This window comes from Allobosea sp. NPDC003192, from assembly GCF_050275675.1.
Lineage (GTDB): Bacteria > Pseudomonadota > Alphaproteobacteria > Rhizobiales > Beijerinckiaceae > Allobosea.
Genome location: NZ_JBNNPK010000030.1, coordinates 1 through 20,167, shown reverse-complemented (window position 1 = coordinate 20,167; position 20,167 = coordinate 1). Strand labels below are relative to the sequence as shown.

Sequence of the window (20,167 nt, the reverse complement as noted above, 5' to 3'; positions counted from 1 at the left end):
GTACGCGGATAGGTCCTCGGTCCTGGCGATGTGCCGAGCCCGTTCCCTGGCGGCCTGACGCTTGTACAAGTCGATCAGGCCTTCTTCCATCCGCTCGAAGAGCGGCAGGTATAGGTCGCCGTGATAATCGACGATCTTGGCAGCCACGATCAGAGCTTGGCGCGCCTCTTCGATCGTAACGGTGCCATCTTTAGGTCGCTGCTTTGGACTGCGAACACCCATAGCAGTGACGCTATCAGCTATCCCGTCTGGTTGCTGCCTTTGGCCTGCGTCGCCAGAACGTCTGCGAGGGATACCCCGACCGCGTCCTCGCACCAGGTGGTCAGAGCTTCAACCATGCCGATGACCATGTCGGTCGCGACCGCGATCCCGAACTCGGTCTCACCAGCCGAGCATCCACTCATGGGATTGTATCGCCGTGGCGTCGATATCGGAGTCGAGGCTGCGATAGCGGCCGCCGCAGAACACCAGCGGACGCAGATGCTCCGAATGCCGGTAGCTGAAGGAGACGACCCTGCCGACCACGATGGTGTGGTCGCCGCCGGGATAGTGCTGCCAGAGCCGGCATTCGAGCTGCGCGATGCAGTCCTCCAGCATCGGAACGTCGGCGACATCCCCTTGCTTCCAGGGGATGTCTTTCCATTTGTCGCCCTGAGCCCGCGCGAAATGGGTGGATAGCGGACTTTGCTCCTCGCCGAGGAAGTTGACGCAGAAATCGCGAGCGGCCAGCCACTGCGGCAGGGACCGTGCCGTATTGACGATGCTGAACAGGATCAACGGCGGATCGAGCGAGACTGTGTTGAACGAGCTGACGGTCATGCCGAGATGGGCGCGATCCTGCGAGAACGCTGTGATGACCGCAACACCCGTCGGGAAGAGGCCGAAGGCGTTGCGCAACTCGCGCGGATCGAATCCTGTGCCGCAATCCGTCATCGCCGCGTCCCCGTCTGCCCGGTCATCCCGAGGCCCATCGTGCCGGAAGGTGGGTTGATGAACTCCGAAGGCGACAGGTCGCTGCCGCGCGGCACCCCAATCTCGAACAGCCAGACGCTCGTTGGCGGCAATTGCCCGGTGCATCAGCGCAACGTCGATCTCGTCAAGAAGCTCGACGCCGATCCTTACCGGACCGAGGCCTGAAGGCAGGCGCTCCCGACCCTGCCGAGCCTGGGCTTCGAGGCGCACCTCGCGCCGACGGCAGAGCCTCTCGCAAGCTCAATCGTCGACATGGTCGTGGCCGCCGATGCGGCCCGGGCGCCAATAGCCTTCGGAGGTGATCGCGGTTTTCGGCAGTCCCGCCTGCACCAGATGATGCCGCCAGGAGCGGACATTGCTGGTCTCGCCCATCAGATGGGCCTGGCCCCTGCCGGCGGAGAGCGGCAGGGCGCGCAGGGCTTCCAGAACAAGCGCGTTCGGTCCGGCCGGGATGTCTCCGCGCGCGAGCCAGCTTCTGGTCAGGGCCGCGGCGGTCTCGATCGGTGTCTCGTCCTGCGCCGACGCGGTCTCGATCAGCGCATGCACGATCGTGCCGGCGGGGACCGTCTCCAGCATATGGCGTAAGGCCGGCATGCCGGTCTCGTCGACGCAGAACAGGTGCCAGTCAGCCTGCGGCGCGATCACGCTGCGGCCGCGCGGGCCGAGCGCGAGCAGGGTGTCGCCCGCTTGCGCCGCGCGCGCCCAGTTCGGCGCCGGGGTCGAGCCATGCAGGACAAAGTCGATGGCAAGCCGCTTCGCCTGCCGATCGAGCCCGCGGATGGTGTAGTCGCGTCGGCCGGTGCCGCCCTCCGGCAGCGGCATGCGCAGCACCAGCGCCTGGCCGGGCCGATAATCGAGCTGGTCGAGCGCGTCGGCGGTGAAGACTACGCGGCGCAGGCGCGGCTCGACGTCGAAGGCCTCGACGACGGACAGGAGCCATTCGTCGAGGGTGGGGCGGGATGCGGGCGTCGTGGGCATGTCGGTCATGGTAATGAGGTCCAGTAGACGCCGTCGACCGGGAAGGGCTGGAAGCGCTCGTGCAGCCGGCGCAACAGACCTTCCGGATCGAGATCGGCAAAGAGGGCGGGGTGCAGCCATCTGGCGAAAGCCTGCACTGCCGCGACGTTGAACGGCGAATTGTAGAAGTGGTGCCAGACCGCATGCGCGCGGCCGGCGCGGACCGCGTCGAGCTGGGCGATGCCGTTGCGGGCCATCGAGCGCTTGAGACTGGCGCGCGCCAGCTCCGCCGAGACGCCCGCGCCGAGCGCGAGCCAGGGCTTGCCGTCGGCTGAAGCCGCGCCGCCGATCGCGGTGCCGACATAGACCTGCGGCGGGTGGGCGATCAGCCATTCCAGGCTGACCGTGCCAGCTTCGCCCGGCACCATCGCCTCGGCGACATTGAAACCGCCGGCCGCGGTGACGAAGCGGCCAATCATGCCGCGCGTCATCGTCTCGCAGCAGCTTGAATCGAGTCCGACGCGGCTTTCGACGAAGACGCCGACGGGGGCCGGCTTCGCTTGCTTCAGCCGGTCCTCGACCTGCGCCAATGCGGCGCGCCAGACCGCGAGGAATTCGGCCGCCTCCTTCTCGCGGCCGAGCACCTCGCCGAGCAGTTCCAGCGACCTCGGCGTATTGACCAGCGGATCGCTGCGGAAATCGATGAAGATGATCGCCGTGCCGGTCTTCTCCAGAGCCGCGATCACCTCGCCGGAGCGCGTGTCGGGGCCGTGGCCGCCGAGCCCGAAGATCGCGACCTGCGGTTTCAGCGCGATCGCCTTCTCCAGGCTGAAGCTCTCCTTGGCGGCGCGGCCGATCCGGGCAATCTCGGCGATCTTCGGGAAGCGCGCGCGATAGCGGGCATAGCTCGCCGGATCGACGGCCTCGTAATCGCCCATCATGCCGACGAGGCGGCCGACCGGATCGTCGCGATCAAGAATGGCGAGGGCCGGGACATAGCGGCCCTCGCCAATGATGATGCGCTCGACTTTGCCCGGAACCGTAACCGTCCTGCCGGCGAGGTCGGTCACCTGCTTCGCCACCGCCATGGCGGATGGGAGCAGGAGGGACAGGCTGAGCAGGACGGCGCGCAACATGCGTCGGGAACCCAAAGAGGTTTCAGGCGATCGGCTAGAAGTCGACCTGGGCGGAGAGCACATAGGTCCGGGGCGCTCCGACCGCCAGGAAACCGCGCGCGGCCGATGCCCAATAGGTCTTGTCGAAGACGTTCTCGACACTGGCCCTGAGCACCACGGGCTTGCCGGCCGGCCCGGTGAAGGCATAGCGCAGGCCGAGGTCGAAGCGCGTCCAGTCGGGGACCGACTGCGTGTTCGCCTGATCGTAGAACATCTTGCTCGTGTAGATCATCCGGCCGGTGAAGGTGAGCCCGCGCACCCAGGGCAGATCGTACTCGCCATAAAGGTTGATGGCGGTCGTCGGGATGCCCGGGGCGGTCTTGCCGTTGAACCGGCCGCCGGCCGTGTCGGCGAGCTCTGCGTCCATGAAGGTGACGCCGCCGAGCAATCTCACGCCCTCGAAAGGCTCGCCGAACACCGTGAACTCAGCGCCACGATTGACCTGGAGGCCGCTGACGGAGAAGCGGTTCGTCGCTGGGTCGGTATAGGCGTTCGGCTGACGGATCTCGAAGAGCGAGGCCGTGACGGCGACGGCGCCGAAATCGTATTTGACGCCGACCTCGGTCTGCTTGTTGACGACGGGCGCGAAGATCTGGTTGGCGTTGACCGCCGTCGCCGGAGCGCTCGGTCCCTCGGTCAGGCCTTCGATGTAGTTGGCGTAGATCGAGAGCTTGTCGGTCGGGCGGATGACTGCCGCGATCGCGGGGCTGAAGCGACCTTCCTTGTAGGTCGAGGCGAGCGAGCCCCGGGTGGCGACGGGGCGCGTGACATAGCTCTGCAGGTCAATGTCCTGATAGCGCCCGCCGACCGTCACCTGGATGCGGTCTCCGGCGATCGAGAGCGTGTCCGCGATCGCCAGGCTGCGCAGCGTCAGCCTGGTGAAGAGCGGTTGCCGGCTGGAGCGCGGGAAGCCGAAGGTGGCGACGGAATCGCGCGGCAGATGGACGGGGGCGTAGATGTTGGTCTGGTAGGTCGGCAGCGCGGGCGGGAAGAACCCGCGCGAATAGTTCTCGTTGATCGATTGCGACGCCGAGATGTTGATCTGATGGTCGATGAACCCGATCTGGAATTTCGAGCGTAGGCCGACCTCGCCTGAATAGCCCTGCAGTTCCAGCGGCATGATGGCGAGGCTGTTGGTGGCGCGGCCATCCATGCGGGTGAGCTGGTAGGACGACGTCAGGAAATCCTCGAGATAGCGGCTGGCGCCCGCCGCAGCGTAAAGTGTCGTGTCCGGCAGGATGTCGAATTCGACGCGGCCGGCCGCCATGTTGTAGCGGCTGTCATTGTATTCGAGCGAGCTTGAGGTGTTCCGGCGCCCGTTCGGAGCCCTGGGTATGGCGATGTTCGCAGCTGCCGCGTTGAACAGCGATGTCGGCGCCGTGACGTTCTGGGTGGAGTGGGCCAGGTCCAGCGAGGCGCGGAAGCGATCGCCGCGATAGTCGAGCCCGAGCGAGAGATTACCGACTTCGATGGCGTTCTTGTCGAGCGGCGTGTCGCCCTTGCGATAGGAGCCGTTGAAGCGGAGACCCCATTCCTTGGAGGCGCCGAAGCGGCGGCCGATGTCGACCTGCGTCCAGAGTTGCGCGTCGCTGAGATAGGTGGTCGTCAGGCGCGTCAGGGGCTCGTCGAAGGCACGCTTGGGAATGAGGTTGATCGTGCCGCCGATGCGGCTGACGCCGCCATTGAGCAGGGCGGTCGGGCCCTTCAGGATCTCGACGCGCTCGATCCCTTCGACGACGCTGCGGCGCGGGTTGGCGATATAGGCGAGGCCGTCGAAGGCCGTGTCGAGATTGACGACCGAAAAGCCGCGAATGAAGAACGAATCCCGCTCGCTGAACGGCGGCGCGTCATTGCGTACTGACGGATCGTTCTGCACGACATCGGCGAGCGACCGCGCCTGCTGGTCCTGGATTAGCTTCGCCGTATAGCCGGTGACGTTGAAGGGCGTAGTCAGGACGGAGCGGTTTCCGAGGAGACCCATCCGGGTGCCGGTTCCGACCTGGCCGCCGGCATAGGGAGCGGGCGGCTGGCCGATGGTTCCGGTCGGCGGCGGCAGCCCGCGTGCGCCCTCCACAACCACCTCGTCGAGCGGGATCGCACCGGCCGGCACGGCGCCGGTCGCGCCGGCGCGCGGCGGAGCCTCGACGGTGATCGAGCGCGCGCCCGTGAAGCGATAGGTCAGGCCGGTGCCGGCGAGCAGCCGCTGCAAGGCCGCTTCCGGTGCCAGCGCGCCCGAGACCGCGCTGGAGCGCTTGCCGGAGGCGAGCGAGGACGCAACGAAGATCTCGATCCGGGTCTGGCGCGAGAAGGCGATCAGCGCCGAAGAAAGCGCCTGGGCAGGGATGTCGATCGCAGCGCTCGTCGCCGCCGGCGTTTGGGCGACCACCGGCTGCATGGCGAAACAGCCGAGCGCCGTGCTCGCCAACAGCGCAGCCATCATCGTCGGCCGGACCGCCCGCTGTCCGACCCTGTTCCCGCTCTTCATCGTCCGATGCCCCTGTCCGCGATCACGCGAAGCGCCGTTCTGGCGCTCCCCTGCTTGGGAAGACGCTCGCGGGGCGAAAACTAATTAGGCAGTCGCGCGACTTTTCTTCACCAGGCGACGAGCGCGGCAAAATAGTCGCTCGCACGCAACAGGCGCAGGTCGAGATTGCGGGCGATGGTCTCGAGGGCCGCATCGGGACGCCTGGCGTCGAAGACGGCGGTGATCCGTCGCTTGCCGAGCTCGCCGCCGAGCAGCTGGATCGTGCCGCCGCGATAGCGGCGCAGCTCGCTCAGAACGGCATCGAGAGGCGCGTCATGGAAGACGAGCTGGTCCTGCCGCCAGGCCTGGGCCGCGTCGAGATCGGCCGGGCGCACAGCCGAGACGCCGTTGCGGTCGTAGCTGATCTCCTGGCCGGCAATGACGCCGACCGCCTGGCTGCCGGCTGCGCTGACCGCGACCTTGCTCTCGGTGACGACGACTGAGACGGCTTCGCCCTGGCCGATCTTTACATCGAAGGCGGTGCCGAGCACGGCGATCTCGCCCTGGCCGGCGCTGACGACGAAGGGTCGGGCGGTGTCCCTGGCCACCGTGAAGAAAGCTTCGCCCGCGACCAGCCTGACGCTTCGCCGGGTTCCGGTGAGCTCGACATCGATGGCGCTCGCCGGGCCGAGCTCGACCCGCGAGCCATCCGCCAATGCGATGATGCGGCGCTCGCCGATGCCGGTGCGATGGTCGGAGAGCAAGCCGGCTGGCGAAAGGCGCCAGGCGGCGGTCACGGCCAGCAGGACCATCGCGGCAGCAGCCATCGGCCGCCATGACGAGCGGGGCCGATGCCGGGCAGCGTCGAGCGCGACGACGGTCGGCGTGGCGGTCGCCGACTTCGACGCGGCGACCTGGTCCAATGCCCCCCAAATGGCTTCGAGCTCGCGCCAGGCCTGTTCGTGCGCGGGACTGGCCTCAAGCCAGGCGGCAAAGGCGGCCCGGTCCGCTTCGGACGCCTCCTCGTCGCGCAGCCTGACGAACCAGGCGACGGCTTCGTCATCGATGGTGCCAGTGGGGCCCGTGTCCATCAGCGCGTCGGCCTAAGCCGCGATGCCGGTTTTCGCAGACGCATGCGCGCCAATGCTCCATCTCTCGGCCCGTCGGCCGCCCTGTTGTGTAGACGATCCCGAGCGGAAAACTAATTAGCGCCGGCGCGATTTTTCTCGCGCATCTGCTTCCGCAGCAGGTTCATCGCGTTGGCGAGATGAACCATGACGGTGTTGCGGGAGATGCCGAGGCGCTGCGAGATCTCGGCATAGCTGAGCTCCTCGAACTTGTGCAGCAGCAGCACCTCGCGGCAACGCGGCGGCAGGGCAGCGAGCGCCTGCTCAAGATCGAGAGCCTTGTCGCGCTCGACAAGCCGGGCCTCGGCCGACGGGGCGGGATCGGCGATCGCCAGCGCATCCGGCGGCTCGGCCTCGAACAGGCGGCTCGCCCGCTGTTCACGCCGCCAATGGTCGATCGCGATGCTGTCGGCTGCGCGGCTGAGATAGGCGCTCGCATCGCGGACATCGGTGCGCGGCGTCCTCAGCAGCCGCAGGAACAGCTCCTGGACTGCATCGGCGGCCTGCTGGGCGCTGAGCCCGCGCCCGATCAGCCGCCGCCGGAGCCTTTCCTGCTCGGCGGCGTAGAGTGCGGCGACGCTGAGCGCGCTGTCCGACATCATCCCTCATGACGCTGCGCCGCGGCGGCGCGTTGGAGCGCTATGAGGGGTCTCGGGGAATAAAGTCAATAAAAACAGTAGTTTATATGATCTCTAATGTATGGTGGATGGTCGTCATCACATGATCCGACCCGATCCGACCGGCCTGACCTTTGCCGGGCATGCGACTGGCTATCGGCCGGCCGAATGAAGGCGCGCGGCCCAGGCGGAGGCTGCCGTGGCCATGGTGCCGAGATGGTCTGCGACTGAGAAGCCGGAAACCCGCTTGCGAGGCTTCAGATCGTGATCCCCGTCCTCCAGCCACAGAAGCTCGATGTGCGGGGACAGCCGATAGGTCGCCACCTCCTCGCGAGTGCCGAACTCGTCCCGCGTTCCCTGCACGATGAGCGTCGGGGTCTTCAGCCCGGCGAGGTGGCCGGTGCGCAGCTGCTCCGGCTTGCCCGGTGGGTGGAAGGGATAGCCGAGGCAAAGAAGGCCGCGAATCCGTCCCGTCTCGAACAGCGCGTCGGCGACCATGCTGGCGACGCGGCCACCCATCGACTTGCCGCCGATGATCAGGGGCCCCTCGGCGCCGAGCGCGTCGATGGCCGCGAGATATTGCGGGTTGAGCGTTTCGGCGCGCGGCGGCGGCTTGCGGCCAGCTTCGGTGCGGCGCGCTGCCATATAATCGAACTCGAAGCGGGCAACGCGACAGCCTGCTGCGGCCAGCGCCCTGGCCGCGGCCGTCATCGATGGCGAGTCCATCGCCGCTCCGGCCCCGTGCGCCAGGAGGATGGTCAGATCGGCCCGCTCGGGACCGTCGAAAAGAAACATCGTGCTGTCCTGCTTCGCCGGGGCTGGCGCCCGGTTCCGGGCGGTCTCCGTCGGGCGCCAGCCTAGGGTGCCTTTGCCGCGCCCGATAGCAGACGAAGCGATCTAGGTCCCGCAGAACGTCGCCAGCACCCGCTCATGCGCAGCCGGCGGGCGGGTATAGTCCTCATGACCCGGCTGCGCCTCGAACGGCTTGGCGAGGACGTCGAGAAGGGTCGTGAACGGTGCGAAGTCATCGCGCTCGACGGCGGCCTGGATCACCGCTTCGACCAGATGGTTTCGCGGGATGAACAGGGGATTGGCCCGCAGCATCGCATCCTGCCGTGCTTCGCCGGATGCAGGTTCCCGCGACAGCCGCTGGCGCCAGCGGCCTTCCCAGGCATCGAACTCGGCCGGGTTGGCGAAGAGGCTGCGGCAGGCCTCGGTGCTTTCCGCTTGCCCGTCCGCTTCGCTCAGCCGCCGGAAGACCAGCGTAAAATCGGCTTCGCCACGTTGCATCGTGTCGAGCAGCGCCTTGATCAGCTCGACATCTTCCGCTTCTTCCGTGGCGAGGCCGAGCTTCCGGCGGAACCCTGCGACCAGATTTGCCTGGAACTGCAGGTCGAACCGCCCGAGGGCGTCTTGCGCGATCGACACCGCCTCATCCTGGTTCTCGGCCAGCAGCGGCAGCAGCGCCTCGGCAAAGCGCGCGAGATTCCAGCGGGCGATCGGGGACTGGTTGCCGAAGGCATAGCGTCCGTGCTCGTCGATCGAGCTGAACACTGTCGCCGGATGATAGGTATCCATGAAGGCGCAGGGCCCGTAGTCGATGGTCTCGCCGGCGACCGACATATTGTCGGTATTCATCACGCCATGGATGAAGCCGATCGTCATCCATTGCGCGACGAGCGCGGCTTGCGCCGCGATCACGGCCTCGAACAAGGCGAGATAACGGCCATCGCCGGTGCAAGCCGGGTAGTGGCGCGCGATCACATGGTCGGCGAGCAGGCGCACCGCCTCGACATCGCCACGCGCGGCGAAGAACTGGAAAGTGCCGATCCGGATATGGCTGGAGGCCACTCGGGTCAGGACCGCGCCGGGTAGCAGCGTCTCGCGCCTGACGGCCTCGCCGGTCAGGACCGCGGCGAGCGCGTGCGTCGTCGGGATGCCCAGCGCCGCCATCGCCTCGCTGACGATGTACTCGCGCAGGACAGGTCCCAGAGCCGCCCGGCCATCGCCCCGGCGCGAGAACGGCGTCGGGCCGGCGCCCTTGAGCTGGAGATCGCGACGCCGGCCGTGCCGATCGACGAGCTCGCCAAGCAGGATGGCGCGCCCGTCACCGAGCTGGGGGCTGAAGCCGCCGAACTGGTGGCCGGCATAGGCCGTCGCGATCGGAGTTGCTCCCGACGGCACGCCGTTGCCGGACAACATCGCGACGCCCGCCGGGCTCTTCAACCAGTCGGGGTCGAGCCCGAGCTCCGCCGCAAGTGGAGTGTTCAGCCGGATCAGCCGAGGCGCAGGAACAGCGGTCGGGGTGACCGCTGCATAGAAGCGCTCCGGCAGGCGCGAATAGGAGTTGTCGAAGGCGATCGGATCCATCGCTCGTAGATAGGCGCGCAAAGCAACACCGCAACACGGGATTCGAACGATGCGTGGGCGCTCTCGCCGCCAGCCGCTGGCTTCCTCCGCTGCAGCAATGCCGCGTTGCGCTGACTCGGCGGCTCACCAGCTTGCCGGCCAGACGGAAGCGGATTCCGGTATCTGCCGGCTCAGCTCATATTGTCGCGCAGGAAGATCTCGATGCGGATGCGCTCCTGGTCGTGCAGGATCGGTTCTCCGGTCGCTTCTGCCATCAGCACGCGCGCAGCGGAGCGGGCCTCATGGCCCGGGTCCTGGTTGATCACGGCGGCGACGATGCCGGACAGAAGGCCGCGCCGCGTCGTCTCGGTCAATTCATGCGCAATGAAGACGAGCGGCCTGCCAGCGGCCTCGAGCGCAGCGACGATGCCCTCATTGCCGGCGCCGACATTGTAGAGCCCGATCAGGTCGGGATGCCTTGCGAGAAGCCGGGCCACCGCCGCTTCGTTGCGTTCGCTCTGGTCGCGCTCCTCCAGCACCGGCAGTAGGGTCAGCCCGGGGTATTCGCCGGACAGCACCTGCTGGAAGCCATAGAGCCGCTCGACATGGTCGCGCAGCGACATCGAGCCGAGGATGACGCCAATCGGGCCGCGGCGGCCCCCCAGGAAACGGCCCATCAGCGAGGCGCTGGTACGCCCCGCCGCCGGATTGTCGATGCCGACATAATGGGCGCGGCGGGAGGTCGGAGCGTCAGAGACCAGCGTGACGACGGGAACGCCGCGCGCCACCAGATCGTCGATGGCGGCGCGGACCTTGGGGTGATCGAGCGCAACCGTGGCGACGCCGTGAAAATGGTCGGCGAGGCCGGCAAGCCCGCTCGCCAGCGCCTCGGGATCGAAGACGTCGAGCTGCAGCACGTCGATGAAGGCGTTCTGGGGCTCCAGCCAATCCGAGATGCGGCGCACCTGCTGCATCAGACCGGCCATGAACGTGTTGGTGCTGGAGGGCAGGATGAAGGCAAAGCGGAAGGACTGGCCGCGCGCCAGCCGCGCCGCCGCCGGATTGGCCCGGTAGTCGAGCTTGGCGATGGCGCGCCTGACGCTTTCGACGGTCTTGGCACGGACGCCGTCGCGCTGGTTCACGACCCGGTCGGCGGTGGCGAGCGAGACGCCTGCCTCGCGCGCCACGTCCTCCAGCGTCGCCCTCCTGACCGGGATCCGGATCCGATCCACCTCGTCCTCCACGAACACTCCTCGCACCTGCGTCCCGGGATCGGCTTCCAGCCTTACCGGCAGCGCAGGCCTTTGCATTTGCGGGGGTCTCAAGTCCAGCCGCTCAGGCGATCTCGGCGCCAGATCTCAGCGCGCGGCCCAGAGCAGGCCGCGCGTCATGATGGTGCGGATCTCCGGCACATCGAGCTCATAGGCCCGGTGCCCGAGCGAGGAATAGAACACCCGCCCGGCGCCGTAGCGCTTGCGCCAGACCACCGGCATCACCACCCCGTCGATCCAGGGCGCGTGCTCGCCGCTGAAGGTCGTGGTCGCCAGCACCTCGTTGGCCGGATCGACATGCATGTAATACTGCTCCGAACGGTGCTCGAAGCTGGCAATGCCTTGCATCAGTGGATCGTCGGGCCGTGTGATGTCGACGGTGTAGTCGATGATCCCACCGGGATGCGCCACCCACTGGCCGCCACACATGAACTGGTAGTCGACCGCGTCGCGGAACGCATCGCCCATGCCGCCATGATGGCCGGCGAGACCGACGCCGCCGGCGACCGCCTCGCACAGGGCAGCCGCCTCCGGCTTCTCGATCTTCGACATCGTGTAGATTGGCACGATCAGCGAGTAGTCGCGGATTTCCGGGTCGAGGAAGACGGAGGTCGCGGTCTCGACGCGAACGTCGAACCCCTCGCTCTTCAGCCAGCCCCGGATCATCGAGCTGCAGAGGTCGGGGTCGTGGCCACTCCAGCCGCCCCAGACGATCAGCGCAGTCCTTGTCATGTCGATCCCCGTTCAATCCAGAGTGCCGGTGGGCAGGCCGGGCGGCAGCATGGCCGGCCGCTCGACCGTGGTTGCAAGCGTGACGCGCCGCCCCTGGTCGGAGGCGGTCTGGAAGGCTTCCATCGCTTCGAGCACATGCAGCGCCAGCGCGCCGCTGGCCCGGTGCGGCCGCCCGGAGATCAGGCCCGCCGCCATGTCGGCGACGCCGATCGAGCGGAACTCGCCCTCGCTGTTGCCATGGCTGAGGGCTTGCGCCTCCCAGTCCCCGCCGGCCTTGGCGACCAGGACCTCGCCGCCGAAGCGGTTGGGATCTGGCACGGACAGGCTGCCCTCCGAGCCGTAGATCTCGATCGGGCTGTGGCGATGCTTGGGAACGTCGAAGCTCATGGTGATCGAGACGACCGCGCCCGAGACGAATTCGAGCACGCCGGTGACATGGGTCGCGACCTCGACCGGGATCAGCGTGCCGTTCATCGGCTGGCTGGTGACGAGGCGCTCGGCCTTCGGCCGCGTCGCGAAGCCGACGACGGAGGCGATCGGGCCGAGCAGGTTGACCAGGTCGGTGATGTAGTAGGGACCCATGTCGAGCATCGGCCCGCCGCCGCGCAGATAGTAGAAACCGGGCGCCGGGTGCCAGCGCTCATGGCCGGGACAGCCGAAGAAGGCGTTGCCGGCGACGGCCTTGCCGATGGCGCCGTCGTCGATCAGCTTGCGGGCGGTCTGGTGGCCGCCGCCGAGGAAGGTGTCGGGCGCCGAGCCGACGCGCAGGCCCTTCTCCTGGGCGAGGTCCATCACCTTGCGGGCTTCGGCGACGTTGACGCCGAGCGGCTTCTCGGAATGGACATGCTTGCCGGCCCGCAACGCCGCGAGGCTGACATCGGTATGGGCGAGCGGCACGGTCAGGTTGACGACGATCTCGACGTCGTCGCGCTTGAGCAGCTGGTCGACCCGCATCGCCGGCACACCGAACTCGGCGCCGCGGGCTTCCGCCGGCGCGGTGCGCATGTCGGCGACGGCGCGCAGCTCGATGGTCGAGAACTGCTGCATCGCCGTCATGTATTTCGCCGAGATGTTGCCGCATCCGATGATGCCGACGCCGATCTTTCGCATGGGACGCTCCTTGATAGCCGGGTGCTCAGCCTTTCACCGCGCCGGCGGTCAGGCCGGCGACGATGTGCTTCTGGGCGAAGAGGAAGAGGATGATGGTGGGCAGGATGGTGAGGGTGATGAAGGCGAGGATCAGGTGCCACTCGGTCGAATATTCGCCCTGGTAGACCATGATGCCGAGCGGCCAGGGGTAGAGGCTGTCGCTGTTCAGCATCACCAGCGGGATCAGATAAGCGTTCCAGCTGTGCACGAAGGTGATGGTGCCGACCGTCGCCAGGATCGGCCGCGACAGCGGCAGCGTCACGTAGCGGAAGAACTTCGGATAGGAGCAGCCGTCGACGAGGGCGGCCTCCAGCAGCTCGGTCGGCAGGTCCTTGAAGAAGCGCCGCAGCAGCAGGATGCTCATCGCCAGCGCGAAGGCGACCTGGGGCAGGACGACGCCCATATGGCTGTCGAGCAGGCCGAGATCGCGCACCTTGATGAACATCGGCAGGATCGCCGTGGCGGCGGGGAAGAGCAGGCCCATCGTCAGATAGTTCAGCAGCATGTCGCGGCCGAAGAAGTGCAGATGGGCGAAGACGAAGGCGGCCATCGCGGCGCAGATCAGCGTCAGAATCACGGTCAGCGTGGCGATGACGAAGGAGTTGCCGAGAAGCTGCCAATAGCGCCGCGACAGCAGGATGTCGGCGTAGTTGCTCCACTCCCAGACGCTGGGCAGACCGAACGGGTTGACGCGCAGTTCGCCGAGCGACTTGAAGCCGCCGAGGACGGTTGCGACCAGCGGTGTCATCACGAACAGGACGATGGCGAGGAGGTAGAGCGCCTTGCCGACAGCCGCGGGGCTGAAGCCGTCTTCGCTGAATGCGGTGGTGGAGGCGGGCTCACTCATCACGCATGATCCAGCGCTTGTAGGTGAAGGCGAACACCACGCAGATCAGGAACAGGATGACGCCGACGGCGCTGCCGAAGCCGACGCGCATGCGCGTGATCCCGAAGGTGTAGAGAAAGCTCACCATGGTGTGGGAGGAGTCCGAAGGGCCGCCGCGCGTCAGCGGCATCACCAGGTCGAAGAGCTGCAGCGAGCCGACGATGGCGAAGAAGACCGAGAGGCGGATGGTCGGGGCCAGCGAGGGGATGACGACATAGCGCAGGCTCTGCCAGCGGCTGGCGCCGTCGATCCTGGCCGCCTCCAGCATGGAGCGGTCGATGGTCTGCAGCGCCGCGATGAACAGCATCATGTGGAAGCCGAAATACTTCCACACCACGACGACGAGGATGGCGGCGAAGGCTGTCTGCGGGCTGGCCAGCAAATGCGGCGCCTCTGCGCCGAAGCTTTTATAGATCGCCGCCAGCAGGCCGTAGTCGCCGTCATAGACGAAGCTGAAGATCAAGCCGGTGGCGATCTCCGCCAGGATATAGGGCAGGAAGAACACCATGCGCAGCGCCACCGATCCGCGGAAGCGGTCGGCCAGGATGATCGCGAGCGAGAGCGCCAGCGGCAGCTGGATCACCAGCGAGACGGCGATGATCAGCAGGTTGTTCTTGAAAGCCGTGCCGAAGGCGCGGTTCTCGAAGACGAAGCGGTAGTTGTCGAGGCCGATCCAGTTGGTCGGCTTGCCGAAGCCGTTCCAGTTGAAGCCCGAATACCAGGCGGCCTCGCCGACCGGCAGCACCACGAACAGCGTGAACAGCAGCAGCGCCGGCGGCAGGAACAGCAGGATGGTCGAGAGCTTGCCGACATCGGCGACTCTGCGTCCGGCGAGCGCAGCCATGTTCACCTCGCGCGATGATGGCGGGCAGGGGAGGTCGGCCGGCGGAAGACCATCCGCCGTCCGGCGCTTCGATCGGCGAGAGGGCGTGCCACGCCCCCGCGTCCTCGCTTGTCGTCAGTTGCCCTGGCGGAAGGCGTCCTGGATCGCCTTGGCCGCCTGCTTCGGTGTCATCGTGCCGGCGGCGATCTCGGTGGTTGCGTCGTTGACGACCCGGCCGACGGAGGGGCCGAGATCCTGGTCGTAGAAGTTCTGGTGGTAGGTCGAGTTGGCGATGTTCTGGGCGATGTTGCGCATGAAGGCGCTGCCGAGCCCCGCTTCGGCGCCCTTGTAGACCGGCACGATGAAGTTGCCGGCGGCGAGGCGCTTCTGCGGCTCAGCGCTGACGAAGTGTTTCAGGAAGGCGACTGCCTCCTTCGGCGCGCCCTTGGTGACGAGCCAGCCATTGATCCCGCCTAGCGTGTCGCCCGGCTGGCCCTTGCCGCCGGGAACGGCCGGGAAATTGATCCAGGCGAGCTTGTCGTCGGGCACGCCGGTCTTGTCGACGGCGAAGACCTTCTGGGTGTGGTAGAAGCTCGAGATGGCGAGCAGCATCGCCGCCTTGCCGTCGCCGAAATGGCCGATGGCCTGCTGGCTTTTGAAGCCGAGGAAACCGTTCTGGTAGGGCTGGAGATCGACGAGCTGCTTGAAGAGCTCGCCGGATTTCTGGAAGGTTTCGCCCTCGAAGCCGCCATCCCGCCCCTTCAGAGCCGCCTGCATCGCGTCCTTGCCGCCGAGGCGCACGGCCAGATGCGTCCAGTAGAAATGCACCGGCCATTTGTCGGCGCCGCCGACCGCGAGCGGCGTGATGCCGGCGGCCTTGAGCTTCTTCACCGCGTCGAGGAAGTCGTCATAGCCTGTGATCTTGCTGGCATCGACGCCGGCCTTGCCGAGCAGATCCTTGTTGGCCATGAACCCGACCTGCGAGACGCCATAGGGCACGCCGTAGATCTTGCCGTTGACCGTGAAGGCGTCGACCGCGCTCGCCGAGAGATTATCCTTGTAGCCCTGCATGGCCGGGGTGATGTCCTCGAGGACGCCGGCCTCGATCTGCGACTTCAGCACGCCGCCAGCCCAGCTATAGATGATGTGCGGCCGGTCCCTGGACTGCAGCAGCGTCGGCGCCTTGGCCTTGTAGGCCTCGTTTTCGAGATACTGCATCTCGACTTTCACGCCAGGGGTCTTCGCCTCGAACTCGCGTGCAACCTCCTCCCAGATCTTCACCACGACGGGGTTGGCCTCGATATGCAGCCATTTGACGGTGGTCTGGGCCAGGGCTGCGCCTGTGCTGAAGGCGAGGGCGACGGCGCCGACGAGCAGGCCTTTGAAACGAGCCATGACGATCCTCCCGGGTTTCGGCCACTGGCGGGCCGTTGATTGACAGGAAGGCTAACCTCAGAATTTGAGGTGCGCAACTCAAATTCTGATGCTATGCGAATCCGGGCGCTGCGGCCCATGCGCGGCGATGACGAGGGAGGCGGTCTTGGCGGGTGCGATTTATCCCGATCTTGCGGGCAAGGTGGTGCTGGTCACGGGTGGCGGCTCGGGCATCGGCGAGGCGATCGTGCGCGCCTTTGCCCGGCAAGGCGCGAAGGTCGGCTTCATCGACCTGAAGGAGGTGGAGTCCCGCGCCATTGCCACAGAACTCAACGCCGCCGGCGCGAGGGTGCATTTCGAGCGCGCCGACCTGACCGACATTGCCGCGCTGCGCGAGGCGGTCGCCGCGATCCGTGCTGCGCTCGGACCGATCGATATCCTGATCAACAACGCCGCCCATGACGAGCGCCATGATGCGCTGGAGGTCACGCCCGAATACTGGGACGAGCGCATGGCGGTGAACCTGAAGCACCAGTTCTTCGCGGCGCAGGCCGTCCTGCCCGACATGATCGCCCGGAAAGGCGGTGCGATCGTCAATTTCGGCTCGACCTCCTGGATGATCGGCCAGGGCGGGATGCCGGCCTATACGGCGGCGAAATCGGCGGTGCTTGGGCTGACGCGTTCGCTGGCCCGCGATTTCGGCGAGCACAATATCCGCGTCAACGCGATCGCCCCGGGCTGGATCATGACGCAGCGCCAGATCGACCTGTGGCTGACGCCTGAGAGCGAAGCCGAGTTGATGCGCCGCCAGTGCCTGAAGCGCCGGCTGGTGCCCGAAGACATTGCGCGCGCGACCTTGTTCTTCGCCTCGGAGGAGGCGGGCGCCTGCACCAATCAGCACTACGTCGTCGACGGCGGCTGGGTCTGAGCCCGGCGGGCGGTTGCCACAGCGCTTCGCGCAAGCCGACCTCGTCTATCTTGCCGCTGCCGGAATTGGCGAGCAGCGCCTGCGGGACGTCCACGAGATGCCCGAGCAGCTTCGCAGCTCAGGCCCGCAGCACGATCTTGGCGGCGGCGGCGGTGCCGGAATCGAGCGCGCGGAAGGCGTCGGCGCCCTCGGACAGCGCGCGTTCCTCGGTCCAGGCGAGCGTTCCGAGCCGGCCGGCGACCAGGGCGCCGACCGTATCGATGAAGTCCGACGGCGTGTAGCAATAGGAGCCGCTCAGGGTGATCTCCTGGAGCGTGATCTTGCGGATATCGAGGCCTTCGGTTCCGGGCAGCAGGCCGATATGCACGATCATGCCGCCGGGGCGGACGAGGCGGCAGGCGGCGGTTCGTGTCGCATCGGCGCCGACGGCATCGAGGACGAGGTCGACGCCGTTCTCGGCGGGTTCTGCCGCGTCACCCGGCGTGTAGACCCCGATCCCCGGCTCGGCTTCGAGCGTCCGGCGCCGGAGCGGGTTGGTTTCCGCGACCCTGATCTCGCCGGCGCCGAAGAGCCGGGCCACCAGCGCGCAGGCGAGGCCTATCGCGCCTCCGCCGAGCACCACGACGCGGGCTGAGGCCAGCGGCCGGTGCAGTTTCTCCATGCCGATCCTGACTGCATGCCAGGCGACGGCGACGGGCTCCGCCAGGGCGGCATGCTCGCTCGGGAGCGAAGCCGGGATCGGCACGACATTGCGCTCGGGGATGCGGACGAATTCAGCGAAGGCGCCTGGCCGGGGTGGCATCGAGATGATCTGGCGCGTCGGCGAGAGGTGCCAGCGCCCCTCGGCCGCATAGGGACAGGCCGGATCGACCACCAGCGGGTTGATCGTCACCCGCTCGCCGTCGCGTTTGCCGCCGACGATACGCCCGGCTGCTTCGTGGCCGAGGATGAGCGGTGGCGGGCGGCGCGCATCGTAGCCGTGATAGGCGTGCATGTCGGAGCCGCAGATGCCGACCGCCTCGACGCGGACGAGCAATTCGCCCGGCTCGGGCACAGGGCTCGGCTCGTCGCGGAAGACGAGCTGGTTCGGGCCGGTATAGACGAGCGCCTTCATCGCGGCGGCATTCCTCATTTCGCGGTGAATCCGCCATCGACGGTGAGCGTCTGGCCGGTGACATAGGCCGAGGCGGGCGAGGCCAGGAACACGGTCGCGCCGACGAGATCGTCGAGCTCGCCATTGCGGCCGATCGCCGTCTGCGCGGCATTGCGCGCGGTGCGCTCCGGGTCGCTGAAGACCGCCGCGGTCAGCGGCGTCGGGAAGAAGCCGGGGGCGATCGCATTGCAGGTGACGCCATGGCGCGACCAGGCTTCCGCGGTCGCCCGCGTGAGCTGGAGCACGCCGCCCTTGGCCGCGCCATAGGGGGCACTGTCGGCAAAGGCGCGCCAGCTCTGCAGCGAGGCGATGTTGATGATCCGGCCATGGCCGCGCTCCGCCATGGCCGGAGCGAAGCGCTGCGTCAGCAGGAAGGGTGCGCGCAGGTGGACGGCCATATGCAGGTCGAACGCCTCGGCGCTGACCGCATCGAAGGGCTGGCGCAGATTGATCCCGGCCGTGTTGACGAGGATGTCGATGTCGAGTTCTGCGCTGGTGCAGGCTTCCCCGAGCTGTGCTGCCACCTCCGGTCTGGCGAGGTCGGCGGTGAACCAGCGAGCGTCGATGCCGTCAGCTTCGAGCTGCGCGGCCGCCTGCTCCAGCTCGACCTCACGACGTGCCACCAGAACGACGCGGGCGCCGGCGAGGCCGAGCCCGCGCGCCATGGCGAGCCCGATGCCGCTGTTGCCGCCGGTGACGAGGGCGGTGCGGCCGGTGAGGTCGAACAGCGAGGCGAGGCGGAACATGCTCACGCCTCGACCGGCCGGCCGAGATCGACATTCGAGCCGGGAGCGTATTTCTCCATGCGCACATCGCTGGTGCGGGCATGGGCCTCCATGCCCTCCAGCCGCGAGATTCGGGCCGAGACCGGGGCGATGCGCTGGCAGGCTTCGCGATCCATGCGCTGCCAGGTCAGCGGCTTCAGGAATTTATGCACCGAGAGCCCAGCCGAATAGCGTGCCGCGAACTTGGTCGGCAGGATATGGTTGGGGCCGGAGACCTTGTCGCCGAAGGCGACATTGGTCTCCTCGCCGAGGAAGAGCGAACCGTAATTGCTCAAGCGCTCATGCCACCAGCCGAGCTCGGCGCAATGCACTTCGAGATGCTCGCTGGCATAGCGATCGGAGACCTCGACGATCTCCTCGCGCGTGTCGCAGAGGACGATCTCGCCATAGTCACGCCAGGCGGCGCCGGCCGCGTCGCGGGCTGTGGCAGGCAGGGCGGCGATCAGCTCCGGCATCAGGCGGGCGACCTCGTCGGCGAGGCGCCGGGAGCTGGTGATCAGCCAGGCCGGGCTCTCATGGCCGTGCTCGGCCTGCCCGACCAGATCAGCCGCGACGATCAGCGGATCGGCGCTGTCATCGGCTATGACGGCGACCTCGGAGGGGCCGGCGAAGACGTCGATGCCGACCTTGCCGAAGAGCATGCGCTTGGCCTCGGCAACGAATTTGTTGCCCGGTCCGACGATGATGTCCGCCGGCTTGCCGGTGAAGAGCCCGTAGGTCATCGCCGCGATCGCCTGCACACCGCCGAGGCACATGATCACATCGGCGCCGGCGACGGCCATGGCGTAGAGCACATGCGGATGGATGTTGTCGCCGCGGTAGGGCGCCGAGCAGGCCACCACCGTCTTGACGCCGGCGGCCTTGGCGGTCGCGATCGACATGTAGGCCGAGGCGATATGGGCGTAGCGCCCGGTCGGGACATAGCAGCCGGCGGTGTTCACCGGCACCAGCTTCTGGCCAAGCTGGAGCCCGGGCGAGAGCTCGAGCGAGAAATCCCTGACCGAATCCCGCTGCGCCTCGGCGAAGCGGCGCACCTGGCCGGCAGCGAAGTCGATATCGTCCTTCACGGCCTGCGGGATGTCGCGGATGCGCGCGGCGATCGTCTCCTGATCCAGGACGATCGGGCCGTTCCAGCGGTCGAGCTTGAGGGCGTAGTCGCGCACGGCCGCTTCTCCGCCGGCTTCGATCGCCGCGAGCATCTCGCTGACGACCGTGCGCGCCGCATCGGTCTCCGTCTCCGGGGTCTTGGACGCTGTCTTGAGATAGGTGATGGCCATGGTTGGGATCCGGCACGCGTGCGGGGTTGGCGGGTGGCCTTGCGGGGCGGAGCTGGCCACGATCTCCTGGATCGGCGGCAATACGATCGACAATGTCTCCTGGTCGACCGATCTCTCCGGCGGCATCC

The 20,167-nt window shown here is 67.4% G+C and carries 19 protein-coding genes; 1 reads left to right on the top strand and 18 read right to left on the bottom strand.

The window, feature by feature from the left end:
* Positions 1 to 239: 239 nt before the first annotated feature.
* The 15 genes from ACQKLX_RS27775 to ACQKLX_RS27705 all read right to left on the bottom strand — a co-directional run bounded on the left by ACQKLX_RS27775 (position 240) and on the right by ACQKLX_RS27705 (position 15,917).
* On the bottom strand, positions 240 to 404 hold the full coding sequence (locus tag ACQKLX_RS27775) for a hypothetical protein (protein ID WP_427364788.1): 165 nt from the start codon (positions 402 to 404) through the stop codon (positions 240 to 242).
* Positions 382 to 1,182 (bottom strand): flavin reductase family protein, encoded by an 801-nt coding sequence (locus ACQKLX_RS27770; RefSeq protein WP_427364787.1) that lies wholly within the window; start codon positions 1,180 to 1,182, stop codon positions 382 to 384. Before ACQKLX_RS27770 ends, ACQKLX_RS27775 begins: the two co-directional genes overlap by 23 nt.
* Positions 1,183 to 1,212: 30 nt before the next feature.
* Entirely contained in the window at positions 1,213 to 1,959 is a 747-nt protein-coding gene (locus tag ACQKLX_RS27765) for a siderophore-interacting protein (protein WP_427364786.1), read from the bottom strand.
* Positions 1,956 to 3,065, bottom strand: coding sequence for an ABC transporter substrate-binding protein (locus ACQKLX_RS27760; protein WP_427364785.1), 1,110 nt, complete (start codon positions 3,063 to 3,065; stop codon positions 1,956 to 1,958). Before ACQKLX_RS27760 ends, ACQKLX_RS27765 begins: the two co-directional genes overlap by 4 nt.
* 34 nt (positions 3,066 to 3,099) lie before the next feature.
* Complete coding sequence (locus tag ACQKLX_RS27755; protein WP_427364823.1) at positions 3,100 to 5,544, bottom strand: TonB-dependent siderophore receptor; 2,445 nt, start codon at positions 5,542 to 5,544, stop codon at positions 3,100 to 3,102.
* A 152-nt stretch (positions 5,545 to 5,696) separates the two neighbouring features.
* Complete coding sequence (locus ACQKLX_RS27750) at positions 5,697 to 6,659, bottom strand: FecR family protein (protein WP_427364784.1); 963 nt, start codon at positions 6,657 to 6,659, stop codon at positions 5,697 to 5,699.
* Positions 6,660 to 6,769: 110 nt separating this feature from the next.
* Positions 6,770 to 7,294, bottom strand: coding sequence for an RNA polymerase sigma factor (locus tag ACQKLX_RS27745; protein WP_427364783.1), 525 nt, complete (start codon positions 7,292 to 7,294; stop codon positions 6,770 to 6,772).
* Between the two features lie 171 nt (positions 7,295 to 7,465).
* Positions 7,466 to 8,107 carry an alpha/beta hydrolase family protein gene (locus ACQKLX_RS27740; RefSeq protein WP_427364782.1) on the bottom strand — a complete coding sequence of 214 codons (642 nt, stop codon included), beginning with the start codon at positions 8,105 to 8,107 and terminating at the stop codon, positions 7,466 to 7,468.
* Positions 8,108 to 8,209: 102 nt separating this feature from the next.
* A complete protein-coding gene (locus ACQKLX_RS27735) occupies positions 8,210 to 9,682 on the bottom strand; it encodes a protein adenylyltransferase SelO (protein ID WP_427364781.1) in 1,473 nt (490 codons plus the stop codon).
* Positions 9,683 to 9,852: 170 nt separating this feature from the next.
* Entirely contained in the window at positions 9,853 to 10,884 is a 1,032-nt protein-coding gene (locus tag ACQKLX_RS27730; protein WP_427364822.1) for a LacI family DNA-binding transcriptional regulator, read from the bottom strand.
* Between the two features lie 135 nt (positions 10,885 to 11,019).
* A complete protein-coding gene (locus tag ACQKLX_RS27725) occupies positions 11,020 to 11,664 on the bottom strand; it encodes a ThuA domain-containing protein (protein ID WP_427364780.1) in 645 nt (214 codons plus the stop codon).
* 12 nt (positions 11,665 to 11,676) lie between these two features.
* Entirely contained in the window at positions 11,677 to 12,774 is a 1,098-nt protein-coding gene (locus tag ACQKLX_RS27720; RefSeq protein ID WP_427364779.1) for a Gfo/Idh/MocA family protein, read from the bottom strand.
* A gap of 25 nt (positions 12,775 to 12,799) precedes the next feature.
* Positions 12,800 to 13,660 (bottom strand): carbohydrate ABC transporter permease, encoded by an 861-nt coding sequence (locus ACQKLX_RS27715; RefSeq protein ID WP_427364778.1) that lies wholly within the window; start codon positions 13,658 to 13,660, stop codon positions 12,800 to 12,802.
* Positions 13,653 to 14,543 carry a carbohydrate ABC transporter permease gene (locus ACQKLX_RS27710; protein WP_427364777.1) on the bottom strand — a complete coding sequence of 297 codons (891 nt, stop codon included), beginning with the start codon at positions 14,541 to 14,543 and terminating at the stop codon, positions 13,653 to 13,655. Before ACQKLX_RS27710 ends, ACQKLX_RS27715 begins: the two co-directional genes overlap by 8 nt.
* Positions 14,544 to 14,657: 114 nt before the next feature.
* Positions 14,658 to 15,917 (bottom strand): ABC transporter substrate-binding protein, encoded by a 1,260-nt coding sequence (locus ACQKLX_RS27705; RefSeq protein ID WP_427364776.1) that lies wholly within the window; start codon positions 15,915 to 15,917, stop codon positions 14,658 to 14,660.
* A 127-nt stretch (positions 15,918 to 16,044) separates the two neighbouring features.
* On the opposite strand from ACQKLX_RS27705, the gene ACQKLX_RS27700 reads away from it, so the two are divergent.
* Positions 16,045 to 16,824, top strand: coding sequence for an SDR family NAD(P)-dependent oxidoreductase (locus ACQKLX_RS27700; protein ID WP_427364775.1), 780 nt, complete (start codon positions 16,045 to 16,047; stop codon positions 16,822 to 16,824).
* A 118-nt stretch (positions 16,825 to 16,942) separates the two neighbouring features.
* Here the strand turns inward: ACQKLX_RS27700 and ACQKLX_RS27695 are convergent, their stop codons facing one another.
* Genes ACQKLX_RS27695 through hpsN form a run of 3 tightly spaced genes read right to left on the bottom strand, consistent with a single transcriptional unit; the run spans position 16,943 to position 20,039 of the window.
* Complete coding sequence (locus ACQKLX_RS27695) at positions 16,943 to 17,956, bottom strand: zinc-dependent alcohol dehydrogenase (RefSeq protein WP_427364774.1); 1,014 nt, start codon at positions 17,954 to 17,956, stop codon at positions 16,943 to 16,945.
* Complete coding sequence (locus tag ACQKLX_RS27690) at positions 17,953 to 18,723, bottom strand: SDR family NAD(P)-dependent oxidoreductase (protein ID WP_427364773.1); 771 nt, start codon at positions 18,721 to 18,723, stop codon at positions 17,953 to 17,955. Before ACQKLX_RS27690 ends, ACQKLX_RS27695 begins: the two co-directional genes overlap by 4 nt.
* A 2-nt stretch (positions 18,724 to 18,725) precedes the next feature.
* On the bottom strand, positions 18,726 to 20,039 hold the full coding sequence (gene hpsN, locus ACQKLX_RS27685; RefSeq protein ID WP_427364772.1) for a sulfopropanediol 3-dehydrogenase: 1,314 nt from the start codon (positions 20,037 to 20,039) through the stop codon (positions 18,726 to 18,728).
* Positions 20,040 to 20,167: the final 128 nt, after the last annotated feature.